11 protein-coding genes are annotated in these 16,610 nt (G+C 62.9%); 8 read left to right on the plus strand and 3 right to left on the minus strand.

Features of this window, described 5'->3' with window-relative positions; all coding sequences use genetic code 11:
• Window positions 1-169: 169 nt before the first annotated feature.
• Window positions 170-1,432 carry a transcription termination factor Rho gene (gene rho, locus ACODSZ_RS09210; RefSeq protein ID WP_008325783.1) on the minus strand — a complete coding sequence of 421 codons (1,263 nt, stop codon included), beginning with the start codon at window positions 1,430-1,432 and terminating at the stop codon, window positions 170-172.
• Window positions 1,433-1,563: 131 nt separating this feature from the next.
• Window positions 1,564-1,890 carry a thioredoxin TrxA gene (gene trxA / locus ACODSZ_RS09215; RefSeq protein WP_006462943.1) on the minus strand — a complete coding sequence of 109 codons (327 nt, stop codon included), beginning with the start codon at window positions 1,888-1,890 and terminating at the stop codon, window positions 1,564-1,566.
• 507 nt (window positions 1,891-2,397) lie between these two features.
• Here trxA and ACODSZ_RS09220 point away from each other — a divergent pair.
• The 8 genes from ACODSZ_RS09220 to dnaG all read left to right on the plus strand — a co-directional run bounded on the left by ACODSZ_RS09220 (window position 2,398) and on the right by dnaG (window position 15,845).
• The gene (locus ACODSZ_RS09220) at window positions 2,398-5,157 is read left to right on the plus strand and encodes a PD-(D/E)XK nuclease family protein (RefSeq protein WP_488927437.1); all 2,760 of its coding nucleotides are present in this window, start codon (window positions 2,398-2,400) and stop codon (window positions 5,155-5,157) included.
• Window positions 5,154-8,627, plus strand: coding sequence for a UvrD-helicase domain-containing protein (locus ACODSZ_RS09225; protein WP_488927438.1), 3,474 nt, complete (start codon window positions 5,154-5,156; stop codon window positions 8,625-8,627). Before ACODSZ_RS09220 ends, ACODSZ_RS09225 begins: the two co-directional genes overlap by 4 nt.
• A 317-nt stretch (window positions 8,628-8,944) precedes the next feature.
• On the plus strand, window positions 8,945-10,153 hold the full coding sequence (locus tag ACODSZ_RS09230; protein WP_175342701.1) for a cation:proton antiporter: 1,209 nt from the start codon (window positions 8,945-8,947) through the stop codon (window positions 10,151-10,153).
• A complete protein-coding gene (locus tag ACODSZ_RS09235; protein WP_008325791.1) occupies window positions 10,150-11,379 on the plus strand; it encodes a YbdK family carboxylate-amine ligase in 1,230 nt (409 codons plus the stop codon). The genes ACODSZ_RS09230 and ACODSZ_RS09235 overlap by 4 nt, the downstream gene beginning before the upstream one ends.
• Window positions 11,380-11,630: 251 nt before the next feature.
• Window positions 11,631-12,839 (plus strand): BaiN/RdsA family NAD(P)/FAD-dependent oxidoreductase, encoded by a 1,209-nt coding sequence (locus ACODSZ_RS09240; protein ID WP_241821793.1) that lies wholly within the window; start codon window positions 11,631-11,633, stop codon window positions 12,837-12,839.
• Between the two features lie 212 nt (window positions 12,840-13,051).
• Complete coding sequence (gene rpsU, locus ACODSZ_RS09245; RefSeq protein WP_006462949.1) at window positions 13,052-13,264, plus strand: 30S ribosomal protein S21; 213 nt, start codon at window positions 13,052-13,054, stop codon at window positions 13,262-13,264.
• 297 nt (window positions 13,265-13,561) lie between these two features.
• Entirely contained in the window at window positions 13,562-14,008 is a 447-nt protein-coding gene (locus ACODSZ_RS09250; protein WP_175342703.1) for a GatB/YqeY domain-containing protein, read from the plus strand.
• A gap of 40 nt (window positions 14,009-14,048) precedes the next feature.
• A complete protein-coding gene (dnaG, locus tag ACODSZ_RS09255) occupies window positions 14,049-15,845 on the plus strand; it encodes a DNA primase (RefSeq protein WP_008325809.1) in 1,797 nt (598 codons plus the stop codon).
• Between the two features lie 473 nt (window positions 15,846-16,318).
• Here dnaG and ACODSZ_RS09260 read toward each other — a convergent pair whose 3' ends face one another.
• The gene (locus tag ACODSZ_RS09260) at window positions 16,319-16,567 is read right to left on the minus strand and encodes a hypothetical protein (protein ID WP_488927439.1); all 249 of its coding nucleotides are present in this window, start codon (window positions 16,565-16,567) and stop codon (window positions 16,319-16,321) included.
• Window positions 16,568-16,610: the final 43 nt, after the last annotated feature.

A 16,610-nucleotide genomic window follows, 5' to 3' on the forward strand; every position in this document is an offset into this window, starting at 1 on the left:
TGGAATCAGGGGCTTGGGTCAAGGCGGGCAAGCGCCCGGGCCGGTGCGGCGTGGTATTTCAGATGAAAACGCGCCCCGCTTGTTTCCCATCGGGCAATGAAAAACGGCATGTCCGGTGAGGGACATGCCGTTTTCCGAGCCTGCCAAGGACTTAGTTGCTTTGATGAACTTAGTTGCCCCGGCGCATCATGTCGAAGAACTCGGCGTTGTTCTTGGTGGACTTCATCTTGTCGAGGATGAATTCCATCGCCTCGATTTCATCCATGTCGTACATGAGCTTGCGCAGCACCCAGATCTTTTGCAGCTGGTCCGGCTTGATCAACAGCTCTTCGCGGCGGGTGCCGGACTTGGAGAGGTTGATGGCGGGGTAGACACGCTTCTCGGCCAGGCGACGTTCCAGGTGCACTTCCATGTTGCCGGTGCCCTTGAATTCTTCGTAGATCACGTCATCCATGCGCGAACCGGTTTCGATCAGAGCGGTGGCGATGATGGTCAGCGAGCCGCCTTCTTCGACGTTACGTGCCGCGCCGAAGAAACGCTTCGGGCGTTGCAGCGCGTTGGCATCCACACCGCCGGTGAGCACCTTGCCGGAGGCCGGGATGACGGTGTTGTAGGCGCGTGCCAGACGGGTGATCGAGTCCAGCAGGATGACCACGTCCTTCTTCATTTCCACCAGGCGCTTGGCCTTTTCCAGCACCATCTCGGCGACCTGCACGTGACGCGTGGCCGGTTCGTCGAAGGTGGAGGCGACCACTTCGCCGCGCACCGAGCGCTGCATTTCGGTCACTTCTTCAGGACGTTCGTCGATGAGCAGCACGATCATCACGGTGTCCGGATGATTGGTGGTGATGGCGTGGGCGATGTGTTGCAGCATCACCGACTTGCCCGACTTGGGCGAGGCCACCAGCAGGCCGCGCTGGCCGCGGCCGACCGGGGCGATCAGGTCGATGATGCGGCCGGTGATGTTTTCCTCGCCGCGCATGTCGCGCTCAAGCTGCAAGAGCTTGTTGGGATGCAGGGGCGTGAGGTTTTCAAACAGGATGCGGTGCTTGGAGGCTTCCGGCGGTTCGCCGTTGACCTTGTCGACCTTGACCAGGGCGAAATAGCGCTCGCCATCCTTGGGCGTGCGCACTTCACCTTCGATGGAGTCGCCGGTGTGCAGGTTGAAACGACGGATCTGCGAAGGCGAGATGTAGATGTCGTCGGTGGACGCCATGTAGCTGGCGTCGGGCGAGCGCAGGAAGCCGAAGCCGTCAGGCAACACTTCGAGGGCGCCATCGCCAAAAATCTGTTCTCCTGATTTTGCGCGCTTCTTCAGGATGGCAAACATCAGCTCCTGTTTGCGCAGGCGCGCAGCATTCTCGATGTCCAGGCTGATGGCCATTTCCAGCAAGGCAGAGACGTGCATCGCTTTTAGTTCTGATAAGTGCATATGAGTGTCCCGGGACGGGATAAGTAAAGGTGGGGGAGGGAATTGCGTGGTGTGGATCTAGGATAAAGCCGGGCGTCCTGTGCCGGGCGGACGGCAGCGCGAGCGCGCCGCCGTCGGATGTTACATCAGAATCAGATGTTGCTGTCGATGAACGAGACCAACTGACCCTTGGCCAGTGCGCCGACCTTCTGGGCAGCGGCTGCGCCGTTCTTGAACAGGATCAGGGTCGGGATGCCGCGAATGCCGAACTTGGCCGGGATGGCCTGGTTGGAATCCACGTCCAGCTTGGCGATCTGCAGCTTGCCGTCGTATTCCTTGGCGACTTCTTCCAGGATCGGGGCGATGGCCTTGCAGGGACCGCACCATTCGGCCCAGAAATCAACCAGCACGGGCTTGTCGGACTTCAGCACATCGGCTTCGAAGGAGGCGTCAGTAATATGTTTGATATGTTCGCTCATGGCATTTCCTCGAGATGAGGCAGTGGTGTAATTAGTCAATCAGCGCCGTGGACACATACCATCAGGCCTGGCGTGAGCCATCAACGCTTCCGGAGTTGCTAGGTCTACGTGGAGTCGTTGCGCGCCGATTCAAGTTGTAATTGAAGCGCGGCAGAGGTAAGCGGCGGGGTACAGGGGCAATCATAACCCATTTTCAGGGAAAGTGTAGACGCGCAGGCCAGGGCTTGTTGTCACCCGTCCTCATTGCGACTGCTTCGGCGCCAACCGAGTACCGGCGCGGCTTTGCCCGCAGGCACCGAGCCCGGCGCAAGGGCCGCTCCGGGGCTGGCTGGCATACAATGCGCAACAGCGGCTGCGCGCAGGCGATTGAAAAAATCTGTTGGAGCAAGAGAAAAATACAATGGCCGTGCCGGCCATCCCTGCTCTTGTGCCACCTCTCGTGGCGCCTTGGCAGGGCGTCCGCGCTATCCTCACCAGCCCTCACCGAATCCAGAGAACAGAGAACGCATGCTGCTTGCTACCGTACCGATCCCGCCCACTCCCGATTTCTGGCAACAGGCCGTGCGTGCGCTGCTGCGCGAGGGCCAGCCGCTGGGCCAGGCGTTGCAGGCCCAGACAGCCGGAACGCTGGATTTCTCGGGCGTGCAGTTGATGGTGCCGGCGTTTTCCCACGCCCAGAATTTCAAGGCGGCCCTGGCCCGCGAACTGCGTCGTCCCTATATCGCCCCGCGCATCAATACGCTCTCGGGCCTGTTGGCGATGCAGCCGCCGGGCGAGCGTACGCCGCCCTCCGAGAGCGAGCGACTCATGCAGCTCTACGCGCAATTGCGCGAGCATGGCTGGCTCAAGAAAATGTTTTCCGCCCGTCGCAACGCCGATCTGCTGCCGCTGGCGCATACGCTGCTGTCCCTGTCCGATGAGCTGACCCTGGCATTGCTGCCGGAGATCCGCGCCAATGCTGATGGCGAAGACGCCGCCGTGGGCCGCTGGACCCAGGCCCTGGCGCAATTGCTGGAACCGCTGGCGCCTTCGGCGCACGGCATGCTCTCCGATGAAGCGGCGCTGGTGTGGCAGGTCTGGAAGACCCAGCTCGATGCCCAGGACCGCATCGTGCAGCGCTTCGATGCGATGCTGGCCCTGGCCGAGCAGGCCAGCCTGCCACTGGTATGGGTCAGCCCGACCGAGCCGGAGCCGCTGGATGCGGCCTTCCTCGCAGCCTATGCGCAGCGCCAGCCGGTGCGCATCGTCACGCTGGACTGGCGTCGCGCAGCCATCGCACCACGGCATCCCTTGTATCTGTCGGCCTGGGAAGAACTGGTGCAGGACGATGACACCATCGCGCCGGAGCCCGGCGCGCCCGCCGCTGCCACTGCACCGTCCATCGCGCTACCGCGACTGTGCCCCGCCGCGGATCTGGAGAACGCCGCCGTGCAAAGCGCACAGATCGTGTTGCGCTGGCTGCAGCAGGGCAAGACCGACATCGCCATCGTGGCCCAGGATCGCGTCACCGCACGTCGCCTGCGCGCCCTGCTGGAGCGCGCCGAAGTGTCCGTGGCCGACGAGACCGGCTGGAAACTCTCCACCACCCGCGCCGCCGCCGCCCTGGCGGCCTGGAACGACCTGGTCTCGGCCCGGGGTGAAACCAATGCACTGCTGGACCTGCTGAAATCGCCCTTCGTCTTCCCCGACGATGCCGACCGCACCGACCGCGTCATGCGCATCGAGGCGCGCCTGCGCCGTACCAATATCGCCGGTGACTGGCAGGCGCTGCAATCGGCCTTCGCCGAGACAGGGCGTGAGGATGAGCTGGCCTGCATCATGACGCTGGCCAGGCAGGCCGCGCGCTTCGGTGGTCGCAAGACGCTGGCGCAATGGTGCGAGACGCAACGCGGCCTGTGCCAGGCGCTGGGCATGGACGCCGCGCTGCGCGCCGACGGCGCGGGGGAGCAATGCCTGCTGATGCTCGACGAGATCGCCGCCGAGCAAGGTGGCCTGAGCGATACGTTCAGCTTCGCCGAATGGCGCGCGCTGCTCAACCTGCGCCTGGATGCCACTTCCTTCATGCCGCCGATCAAGGACCGGCGCGTCGTGATGCTGCCGCTGAACGGCGCGCGGCTGCGGCGTTTCGAGGCGGTACTGGTGATCGGTGCCGATGCCGCGCATTTACCTTCACCTCCGCAGGAAACCCTGTTCTTCTCCAATGCCGTACGGCGCGAGCTGAACCTGGCCACGCGGGCCACGCGCCAGCGTCAGCAATTGCGCGATCTCACCGAATTGCTGTGCGTGAATCCGGAGGTGGTGCTGTGCTGGCAGACTCATCAGGAGGGCGAACCCAATCCGGTCAGCCCGTGGATCCAGCGCCTCGAACTGAAGCTGGCGCAGCAGGGCGCCGCGGCACTGGAACGCGTGACGCTGCCGCCACCGGTGAAGCCATTGCGTGCCGTAGTCTCATCCATGCCCATGCCGAGCGCACCGGATCTGTTGCCGACGTCCTTGTCGGCCAGCGGCTTCGGCAGTTTTCTGGCGTGCCCCTATCGATTCTTCGCGCAACGCATGCTGCGCGTGGCGGTGATGGATGAGTTGTCGGACCTGCCCGAGAAGCGCGACTACGGCAGCTGGCTGCACGAAATTCTTTATCGTTATCACGCCCACCTGCGCGATAACGCCACCCCGCTGCCAGCCCGCGCGCCGCTGCTGGCGCAGTTTTCCGAGGAGGTGTTCCAGCGCGAGATGCAGCGCCATCCGGCGGCGCTGGCCTTCCATGCGCGCTGGCAGAAGGTGATGCCGGCCTATCTCCTGTGGGCCAATGAGCGCGAAGCCGAGGGCTGGCATTTTGCCTTCGGTGAAGAAGCGCAATCACACGCCCTGCAGTGGGAAGACGGCGGTATCGAATTGGTCGGGCGCCTCGACCGCGTGGATCGCAATGCCGATGGCGAGCGCGCCGTGCTCGACTACAAGACCCGTCCCGTCGGCCAGCTCCGGCAGAAGGTCAAGGAAGAGGACGACCATCAGCTGGCCTTCTACGGCCTGCTCGCCGGTGGCAGGGTGGAACACGCACACTACGTCGCCCTTGAACTCGGCCCCGACAAGAAAACCGGCGATGCCGCCGCCCCTGATTTCGTACGCCAACAGAAGATGCTCCAGCAACAGATCACCACCACCATGCACGCCGTCGCCCACGGCGCAGCCCTGCCGGCCAACGGCATCGAATCGGTCTGCCAGTATTGCGAGATGCGTGGCCTGTGCCGCAAGGGAGCGTGGCTGTGAGCGCCGCCGACAAGCAAGCCGCCGCCTACGAGGTCAATGGTCAGGCGGTGGAGGCTGCCGTCTTCACGCGCGCAGCCTGCGATCCGCGCCATTCGGTCGTGGTGGAAGCCTGCGCCGGCAGCGGCAAGACCTGGCTGCTGGTGGCGCGCATGTTGCGCTTGCTGCTCTCCGGTGCGCAGGCGCCGGAACTGCTGGCCATCACCTTCACCCGCAAGGCCGCCCAGGAAATGCGCGAGCGCCTGCTCGAACTGCTCCATGAACTGGCCCTGGCCGATGACACGCAGGCCGCTACCCTGTTGCGCGAGCGCGGCGTGGCCGAACCCGATCTGCCGCGGCTGCTGCCGATCGCGCGTGGACTCTACGAGCGCATCCTCGCCTCAGAACAGAGCCTGTCCATCGATACCTTCCATAGCTGGTTCGCGCGTTTGTTGCAGATTGCACCTTTGGCCTCGGGGGTGCCCCACGGCTATACCCTGACCGAAAAGAATGGCGAACTGCTGGACGAAGCCTACCGTCGCTTCATGCAGCAGCTGCGCGATCCCGAGGGCGCCCCCATCAAGGCGGCGTTGCTGGAACTCTATGAACTGGCCGGCGATTTCAATGCACGCCAGTTGCTCGATGCCTTCATCGACAAGCGTGCCGAATGGTGGGCCGCTACCCAGGACGACGTTGAAGAGGGGGAGGACGGCGCTGCGATACCTGCGCCCCTGCGCTGGCTGGAAGCCCTGTGCGGCGACGATGCGCAGCGTGATGCGCGCCTGTCGCTGTGGGATGATCCCGCGCTGGTAGCGCGTGCCAGCCAGATCGCCCTCCTGCTGGGGCAGGGCGGCAAGCCCAACAAGGACCGTGCGGTGGCCATCGAATCGGCCTTGACGGCGGGTGCCGCGCTGGACAACTTCGATGCGCTCTGCAACCAGTTCGTCGACGACAAGGACAAGCCGCGCAAGAACGGCAAGGCCAAGTCCCTGCTGGCCGCACTGGCGCAGCACTTCGGCACCGGCGAGGAGGCTGCGCTGGCGGCCTTTGAAGAGGAGTTCAATGCAGTTGGCAACGAACTGCGCAAGTTGCAGGGACGCAGCAAGGAAAAGGCCGTACTGCAACTCAACCGCGCCCTCTTCACGGCAGGCCGCGCCTACCTGGCCTGCTACCAGGAAGTGAAGTCCGAACAGCGCGCGCTGGACTTTGCCGACCTCGAATGGCAGGCCTACCGCCTGCTGCGCAACGAGGCCAGCGCGGCCTATCTGCAGACCCGGCTGGATGCGCGCTACAAGCACATCCTGCTGGATGAATTCCAGGATACCAATCCGCTGCAATGGTGCATCGTGCGCAGCTGGCTGGATGCCTATGGCGATGATGCGGCTCAGCCCAGCGTGTTCGTGGTGGGCGATCCCAAGCAGTCCATCTACCGCTTCCGCCGAGCCGAACCGCGCGTGTTCGTCGCCGCGCGCGAGATGCTGGGGGCGCAGGGCGCGGCCATCCTGCGCGCCAACCAGACGCGCCGCAATGCCTCGGCCGTGGTCGATGTACTGAATCGTTCATTCGTCATGGGTGGCAATCCGCTGTTTGCGCAGCAGACCACGCTGGGCCTTGCCGGGGGCGAGGTGTGGCGGCTTCCGCTGGCGCGTCAGGATGATGATGCAGAAAACGTCAATGCGCCTGAAACCGCCGACGAATCGGCTTCCCACGAGGCCACGGAAAACGCTGAAGACATCATCCCCTGGCGCAATCCGCTGACCACGCCACGCGGTGAGCAAGACGATGCCCGCCGCCTGCTGGAAGGACAGGCGCTGGCGCAGGCCTTGCTCAAAGCCTGTCGCGAAGTGCCGGTGGCCGAAGGCCGGGGTACTCGGCCGATGCGCTGGGGCGACATCATGCTGCTGGTGCGCAAGCGTACGCACCTGGCCGCCTATGAGAGCGCCTTGCGCGCCGCCGGGATTCCCTTCATTTCCGACAAGCGCGGCGGTCTGCTCGAATCGCTGGAGATCGCCGACCTGATTGCGCTGCTGACCTTCCTCATCACCCCCAACGATACGCGGGCGCTGGCCCATGTTCTCAAGAGCCCGATCATCGGGGCCGCCGACGATGAGCTGGTGCAGATCGCCCGCCGGGTGGCGCATTCCGAGGGGGGGCACTGGTGGCAGCATCTGCAGGAGATGCAGGATCAAGGCGCGGCCCCGGTCGCCCTGGTGCGCGCCGTGACCCTGCTGCGACGCTGGCTGCAGGCCGCACCGCACCTGCCGGTGCATGACCTGCTGGACATGATCCTGCATCAGGGCGAACTGGTGGCGCGCTATGCGCAGCATGCCTCGCCGCTCACGCGCAACCAGACGCTGGGCAATATCGCGGCCTTCGTCGAGTTGTCGCTGAACATGGATGCCGGACGCTATCCCAGCCTGCCCAAGTTCATCGATGCCTTGCGGCTCCTGCAGCGCAGCTCGGGCGGTGATGCGCCCGACGAGGCCAGCGTCGACGCCAGCGCCGATGCGGTGCGCATTCTCACGGTGCACAGCGCCAAGGGGCTGGAAGCGCCGGTGGTGGCCATTCTCGACGCCAATCACAGTGACGGGATGGAAGACAATCTCGGCATCCTCTGCGCCTGGCCGCAAGACCGGGATGCACCGACCCACTTCTCTGCCTTCGGCCGACGCAGCGAGCGCGGCGTTGCGCGCGCCCCGCTGTTTGTGGAAGAGGAAAGCCTGAAGACACAGGAAGACTGGAATCTGCTCTACGTTGCCCTCACGCGCGCCAAGCAGTTGCTGCTGGTCTCGGGCGTGGCCGGCACGCGCGGTGCGGGCGAGGGTGGCGTGGTGGAAGGCAGCTGGTACCAGCGTCTTTTCGCCAGCGATGCACCGGTGCGCGAGATCAGCGGGGAGGCCGTTCACGGCGCCGATGCCGCCGCCATCGAGGAGCAATTCTCGCTGGCGCTGTTCGATCCCGAACCGGTGCCGATGTCGCTGTTTGGCGCAGCGCAGGACGATGAAGAGGCGCTGCCCGAGGTCGATGCCGATGGCACGCTGGTCAGCACCGAGGCCATCGATGAAGGCGTGGCCCTGCATGCGCTGCTGGAGCGGCTCACGCATGGCAGTGCATGGCCGCTGCAGCTGCCGTCGTCGTCCGCGCTGGTGCGCTGGCTGGGCATCTCTGCGCAGATGGCGCAGGTGGTGCATGCGCAGGCGCGCGTGGTGCTGGCGCAGCCGCAGCTGGAGCGCTTCTTCAATCCGGCGTTGCATCGCTGGGCACGCAATGAGATGGAGATCGTCACGCCTGCGGGGGTGATGCGGCTCGATCGCGTGGTCATGTTCGATGACGAAGTCTGGGTGCTCGATTACAAGCGTCGCCTGCTCGACAGCGAACGCGCCGATTATGCCGCGCAACTGGCCCGTTACCGCAGCGCGCTCATGTCAGTCTTTTCCGACAAGCGAATCAGGTCTGCGCTGATTACCGCCGATGGCGCACTGATGGAACATTGAGGCTCCCCCAACTACATTCATCTTCTCAATGCGCTTCGGATAACTTCCAGAAATTCAATAACTATCAAATCAGGAAATCAAGATTTCCGTTGTAGGTAAAAAAAAGATCATCGCGTAGAGCAAGAGTGATATCTTCTGTGCTCCGAGTTTTCCGGTGGGCGATTTTTTTGGGAAAATCCTCTCTCCGGACTCGGGCCCGATCTCGTCGGGCAGTTCGACAAGCGCATGCCAGGCATGTTGCTCACGCGATCCGCATCGAGCATGTCACCTGATGGCTTGCCAGTGCGGTTCAACACCTAATCGTTACAGGAGGAGATATGGAGTGGGCTCTTCCGTCGTTCACCCTCGCACAGACGCTGCAATGGAATGCCCTGCTGGTATTCGGCGGCCTGCTGCTGTTCGGGCTGATCGCGGGCTATGTAGTTTCCAAGTCCCCATGGGTGCCACGCATCACGGGTTATTTGCTGGTCGGCTTCCTGCTGGGAGCGGGCGGTTTCAATCTGCTCTCCGGTGAAGTCCTCAAGGTCACCAACATCTTTGCCGACATCGCTGTCGCCCTGGTGGTCTATCAGCTGGGTCGCTATGTCGACATCGGCTGGCTGCGTCGCGAAAAATGGCTGATGATCACGGTGGCCGTCTCGGCCGTGCTGTGCTTCGGCTTCGTCAGCATCGCCCTGACCTGGTTCGGGACCGATTCGGTGATGGCGCTCTTGGGTGGCGTGATGGCCATTGCCACCGCACCTGCCGTGGTGCTGGTGGTGTTGCGCGACCTCAAGGCCGAAGGCCAGGTCACGCGGCGCCTGGCGGCCATGACCGCGCTCAACAATTTCGTTGCCGTGCTGGCCGCCTATGCGCTTCTGCCGGTGATTGCGCATGAGGCGGGGACACCTGTCTGGACCTTGATCCAGCACACCCTGTATTCCCTGATCGGCTCGGCCATTCTGGCCTATCTCACCTACTGGCTGATGATGCCGCTGGCGCGCCTGCTGGGTCGCGAGAACAGTTCGCAGTTCGTGCTGGTGATCTCGGTGATCGCACTGGCCATCGGCGTGGCGCATGCACTGCATCTGCCGGTGATGCTGTCCATGCTGATCTTCGCCATCCTCTCCAAGAACCTGGATCGCCAGTTCGATCTGATGGAGCTGGAGTTTGGCGTGGCCAATGAACTGTTCGTGGTGATGCTGTTCGTCACCGTGGGTGCGTCCATGAAGTTGTCGGACCTGAGCCTGTTGGGCTTCTCGGTACTGATCCTGATCGCGGCGCGCTTTCTGGCCATGGGCCTGGGCATCTTCCTGTTCGCCCGCTTTGCGCGCATGAACTGGCGTCAGGCCGGCCTGCTCACGCTGGGTACCTTGCCCATGACGGAAGTGGGCGTGGGCCTGATGCAAACGGTCTCGTCGCTGTATCCGCACACCACGGCCAATGTCTTGCCGCTGCTGGCGGGCAGCATGGTGGTCCTGGAATTCCTGGGACCGGTGGCAACCCAGTTTGCCCTGATCAAATCGGGAGAGAGTGGACGCGAATGAATACCGACACACTGATCCGCAACGAACACGACGACCCTGCCCACCGCGCCCACGTGGCCGGACCGCAGGGCAGCGCCGGCATCCTGCCGTTCGGTTCTTCCACGCCCTTCACCATGGGCATCGAGCTGGAACTGCAACTGGTCAACCGCCGCAACTACAACCTCGCCAGCGATGCGGTCGACCTGCTCAACTGGATCGAGCCGCGCGACCTGCAAAAGCAGATCAAGCTGGAAATGACGCAGGGGATGATCGAGCTGAACTCCGGCATCCATACCCGCGTCGATGAACTGATCGAGGAATTGAAGGGCTTGCGTGCCGCCTTGAACCGGGGCGCGCAGTATCTCAACATCGATGTCTCCGGCGGCGGCGCGCATCCCTTCCAGCACTGGAACGAGCAGCGCATCACGCCCAGCGAGCGCTTCCATCACCTGCACGAGAAATACGGCTACCTGGCCAAGACCTTCACCGTCTTTGGTCAGCACATCCACATCGGTGTGGAGAACGGCGATGATGCGCTGTACCTCACGCATGGCTTCTCGCGCTACGTACCGCACTTCATTGCGCTGTCGGCGGCCTCGCCCTTCTACCAGGGCGCCGATACCAAGTTCGATTCCTCGCGCAGCAACGTGGTGCGCGCGTTCCCGTTGTCGGGCACGGCACCGGTACATACCACCTGGGCCGAGTTCGAGACGTATTACGATGAGTTGCTGCAGATGGGCATCATCGCCAGCATGAAGGACTTTTATTGGGATATCCGTCCCAAGCCCGAGTACGGCACCGTGGAAATCCGCGTCTGCGATACCCCGCTCACCATCGAGCATGCCGCGCATTTGGGCGCGTATGCGCAACTGCTGGCACGCTGGATCCTGAGCGAGCGACCCTTCGTCATCGGCGATGATTTCTATCTGCTGTATCAGTACAACCGCTTCGAGGCCAGCCGCTTCGGGCTCAATGGCCAGCTCGCCCTGCATGGCGCCACGCCATCGCAATCGCGCAAGCTGCCCATCTATGAGCATCTGCTGCAGCAGTTGCAGCTGCTGGAGCCGTATGTGGCCAATGAGGCCGAGCAGCAGACCCTCGCGCGCCTGCGTCGCATCGCACATGATCGCCTGTCCGACGCCAGCTGGCTGCGCCAGATGTTTGCCCAGCGCGGTTCGCTCAATGACATGATGCGCTTGTCTTCGGAATTGTGGATGGGCGTAGAGCCGCCGCCGTATTTCCAGTAAACGATATAAACGATTGCTTAAGATAATATTGCATCAAAGTTGAGGCACCTGGCATTGCGTGTGTTTGCAGAGCGTGCGCAATGATGGGAGGAAGAAGGCGAAGGGCCGGTATCGAAAGATGCCGGTCCTTCGTCTTTGTGGCATCTGGAAACGGCGTTGTGTGCCGGTGCTTGTGTTTTCGGGGCAGGATCGCGGACAATCACGGCTTTGAAGCGACCTCGGGCTGCACCGAGATGCGTGCCGGAGCGAGCATGAGCAAGAACAATCCCAATCATTTTGATGTCGCCATCATCGGCGCCGGTGCGGCCGGCATGATGTGTGCCGCCGTGGCGGGCCAGCGCGGTCGGCGCGTGGTACTGATCGACCACGCCGCCAAGCTGGCCGAGAAGATCCGTATCTCCGGCGGTGGCCGCTGCAATTTCACCAATGTGGGCGCGGGGCCGCAGCATTATCTCTCGCAGAATCCCCATTTCTGTCGCAGCGCCTTGTCGCGTTATACGCCGCAGGATTTCATCGGCCTGGTCAAGCGCCATCGCATCGGCTTCCATGAGAAGCACAAGGGGCAGCTCTTCTGCGATGACTCCGCCGAGGACATCATCGCCATGCTCAAGGCCGAATGCGACGCGGGCAACGTCAGCTGGCGCATGCCCTGCACGGTGCAGGAGGTGGGCAAGACCGGCGAACTGTTCCGCGTGGCCACCAGCGCCGGCGAGATCCAGGCCGCGAGTCTGGTCATTGCCACGGGTGGCTTGTCCATCCCCAAGATCGGTGCGACCGACTTCGCTTATCGCATCGCCCGTCAGTTCGATCTGAAGCTGGTCGAGACCCGTCCGGGCCTGGTGCCGCTGACCTTCGACGGCAAGGCCTGGCAGTCGCTTGTCGAATTGGCCGGCATCGCGCTGGAAGTGGCGGTGGAGACGGGCGTGAAGAAGGAGAACGGGTATTTCCTGGAAGACCTGTTGTTCACCCATCGCGGTTTGTCGGGGCCGGCCATTCTGCAGATTTCCAGTTACTGGAAGCCCGGCACGCCGCTGATGCTGAACCTCTTGCCGGGGCTGGATGTGGGCCAGTTCCTGATCCATGGCAAGGGCACGCTCAAGAAGAACCTCGGCAATCTGCTGGCGCAATGGCTGCCCCATCGCCTGGCCGAGGGCTGGCTCAAGATCAACGGCTTCGATGCCGGGGCGCGCATTGCCGACATGCCCGACAAATCCCTGAGGAAGCTGGGTAGTTCGCTGAACCACTGGGTCATCCTGCCCAGCGGCTCGGAAGGCTACCGCAAGGCCGAGGTCACGCTGGGCGGGGTGGATACCCGTGAACTCTCGCAGCAGACCATGATGGCCAGCAAGGTGCCGGGACTGCATTTCATCGGCGAGGCCATGGACGTCACCGGCTGGCTCGGCGGCTACAATTTCCAGTGGGCCTGGGCCTCAGGTGTGGCGGCGGGTTCGGCGGTATGAGCCGGGCCTGGAAGGCCGATGTCTGACTTGTTTCTTCATTTGCCCTTGACTTCAGGTGAAGGATCATCTTGACTGTGATAAGTGCCTGATTCTTATCCGTTTTTTACCACGGTGGTGGAAAAAATGCCACGTTTGGCCTTCCAATCGGGTGCCAGTCCTGCTACAATCGCTTTCTTTGCTAATCCAACCTAACCTTTTTGGTTTGAATTTACATGACCACTATTCGCGTTAAAGAGAACGAGCCGTTCGAAGTTGCAATGCGTCGCTTCAAGCGCACCATCGAGAAGACCGGTCTGCTGACCGAACTGCGCGCACGCGAGTTCTACGAAAAGCCGACCGCTGAGCGCAAGCGCAAGCTGGCAGCTGCCGTGAAGCGTCACTACAAGCGTATCCGCAGCCAACAGCTGCCGAAGAAGCTGTACTAAGAATTTCTCGCCGCACACTCGTGCGGCCGATGTGTAAACCCGCTCCGGTGTTGGTCCGCAGCGGGTTTTCGCATTTATTCCCGATTTGTCGTGGTGTTTTCTCCGGGCGGCCGGCTGGCCTGGTTTTTCCTATGGGTACCCCCAAATAGGAAGGAAAAGCACCAAATCGGGCTGGCGATAAGCCCATCCATGTTCTACGATCCTAAGACCGGGGCTGCCTTGTTGCCGCCCGGAATACTGGATGCGGGATGGCGCCAGATCGCAGAATACTCATCCACCTCATCTTCGGAGTACCCCATGGGTTTGAAAGAGCAGATCACGGAAGACATGAAGGCCGCCATGCGCGCCAAGGACATGGGCAAGCTGGGCACCATCCGCCTCTTGACCGCCGCGATGAAGCAGAAGGAAGTCGATGAACGCGTCGAACTGACCGACGCTCACGTGCTGGCCATCATCGACAAGATGGTCAAGCAGCGCAAGGATTCCATTTCGCAGTTCGAAGCGGGTGGTCGCCAGGATCTGGCTGACGTCGAGAAGGCCGAGCTGGCCGTGCTGGCCACCTACATGCCGGCCAGCCTGTCGGATGACGAGATCAAGGCCGAAGTCCAGGCCGCCGTGGCCGCCACCGGCGCTGCCGGTCCGCAGGACATGGGCAAGGTCATGGGCGTGTTGAAGCCCAAGCTGGCCGGACGTGCTGACATGACCGCCGTGTCCGCGATGGTCAAGGCCGCGCTGGCTTCTTGAGCAGCGTCTTCGTCGCGTTGTTGCCAAGCTTGCTGCCCAGGTGATTCCTCAGTCGTTCATCCAGGACCTGTTGAACCGCGTCGACATCGTCGACGTGGTCGGTCGCTATGTGCAACTGAAGAAGGGCGGCGCCAACTTCATGGGCCTGTGCCCCTTCCACAACGAGAAATCCCCCAGCTTTACCGTCAGCCCGACCAAGCAGTTCTATCACTGCTTCGGCTGCGGTGCCCATGGGACGGCGATCAGTTTCCTGATCGAGTATTCCGGCATGGGCTTCGTGGAAGCGGTCAAGGATCTGGCTCAGAACGTGGGCATGGTGGTCCCTGAGCGCGAGGACAGCATCCCCCTGGCCCAGCGTCAGGAAAAACAGGCCAGGAGCATGGCGCTGTCGGACGTGATGACGCGCGCCAATGATTTCTATCGTCACCAGTTGCGTAGCGCCCAGCCTGCCATTGGCTACCTGAAGGGGCGCGGTCTGACCGGCGAGATCGCCGCGCGCTTCGGTCTGGGCTATTCGCCCGACGAGTGGGACAGCCTGCGTCAGGTCTTTCCTGATTACGAGAACGAGGTGCTGGTCGAGTCCGGCCTGGTGATCGACAAGAGCGAAGAAGGGGGCGGTCATCGCAAGCGCTATGACCGCTTCCGTGGTCGCATCATGTTCCCCATCCGCAATACCAAGGGCCAGGTGATCGGCTTTGGTGGTCGCGTGATGGATGGTGGCGAACCCAAGTACCTGAACTCGCCCGAAACGCCGCTGTTCCAGAAGGGCAGCGAGCTCTACGGTCTGTTCGAAGCGCGCCAGGCGATCCGCGAAGCCGGTTACGTGCTGGTCACCGAAGGCTACATGGATGTGGTGGCGTTGGCTCAGCTGGGTTTCCCGCAGGCCGTGGCCACGCTGGGTACGGCGTGTACGCCCATCCACGTGCAGAAGCTGGTGCGCCAGACCGATCAGGTGATCTTCAGCTTCGATGGCGACAATGCCGGCCGCCGCGCCGCCCGCCGCGCACTGGAAGCCTGTCTGCCGCACGCCTCGGACAACAAGACCATCAAGTTCCTGTTCCTGCCCAAGGAGCACGACCCCGACAGCTACGTGCGCGAGATGGGCGCGCCCGCCTTTGAAGAGCAGATTCGCGAGGCGTTGCCGCTGTCGCAGTTCCTGCTCAAGGAAATCATCGGCGAAAACGACCTGCGTACGCCCGAAGGCCGCGCCCACGCGCAGTTTGCCGCCAAGCCGCTCTTGCAGGCTCTGCCGGCATCCGGATTGCGGCTGCAGATCGTGCGCAGCGTGGCCCAGGCCACCCAGACCACGCCGGCCGAGCTGGAAGTGCTGTTCGAGCTGGAGAAACCGGTGGCGCGCGTACGCAGTGCCCCGCCGCGCAGCAAGCGCAGCGCTCCGCTCGGGCTGGAGCGTCAGATCATGCGACTGCTTGTGGCGCATCCACAACTCTCCGCCGATCTGGATGCGGCTGCGCTGGAGGCCATCGCCCGCATCGCGCCGGACCAGGCCGAGATGCTCGCGCATCTGGTCGGCGTGGCCCAGAGCATGGGCGAGCAGGCCAACTTTGCCGCGCTGGTCGAGCACCTGCGCGAGGGTGGTCCCGAGTTCGACTCGATGATCGCGGAAATCGCGGCCGAGTCGGAATCCGAATTCGATGTGGTGCGGGCCGAGATGGCCGGCGCCATCCGCCAGGCCAGGATCCGCGCCCTTGATGAGGAGATGCAGATGCTGGTGGCCTCCAACCTGCGCACCGAGGAAGAGCGCAATCGTTATCGCGAGCTGATGCAGCGCAAGGAATGGCTCAAGCGCCAGACCGGCGGCGCAGTCGCGGCAGGTTGAGTGCAGCTTCACCGGCAGGTGGAAAGAAGGAGATGGGCAGGCAGGGATTCCCGAAAGGTTCAGCGGGGCCAGGTCTGACGGGTGTGCAGGAGCAGTAGATGCCCGGATGTGGAAAACACGGTAAAGCGCTGCAAATTGTCGTGATTTACGCACCGGATCGCTGGCGGATGGCCGAATATCCCGCCTTGATCCCCGGGAAAAGGGCCCCATCTGTGCTATACTATAGGGCTTTAGTTCCGCCGGATGGCTCTTGCATCCCCACCCTGCGGCGACATGCCTTCAGCCCGGCGCATCGGGAGGAAGGACGGCAGAGAGCGGTATCGCTGCCGGATCGCAAGCGGCATGACTGCCTGCTGCACGCGATCAATGGCCCGCCGGTAAAAGGAACGTTGCGCGTGCAGCCGGAGTCTACCGGGCAACCGGTACCGGAGTTGCATCATTAGCATGACTTGATTGGCGCAATGAGTGAATTCTCAATTGGCAGTTGATTCTATGGCAAATGCAATGAAGAAACCCGCGAAAACTCCAGCAGCGTCGGCAAAGAGCAGCAAGACGGCCACGGCGGTAAAATCCACCGCCGTGGCCAAGACCTCCAGGGCGGTAGCCGCCACATCGCCCGTCAAGGGGACGGCGAAGGCAGCGGTCACCACCGTAAAACCCACGGCAAAGACTGCAGCAGCAGCGACGCCGAAAAAGACGGCAGTCAAGACAGCTGCCGCCAAGCCGGCCCGCGCCGCAGCGCCCAAGGCGACTGCAACGCCAGCC

It is taken from the genome of Herbaspirillum sp. FG34, assembly GCF_057809315.1.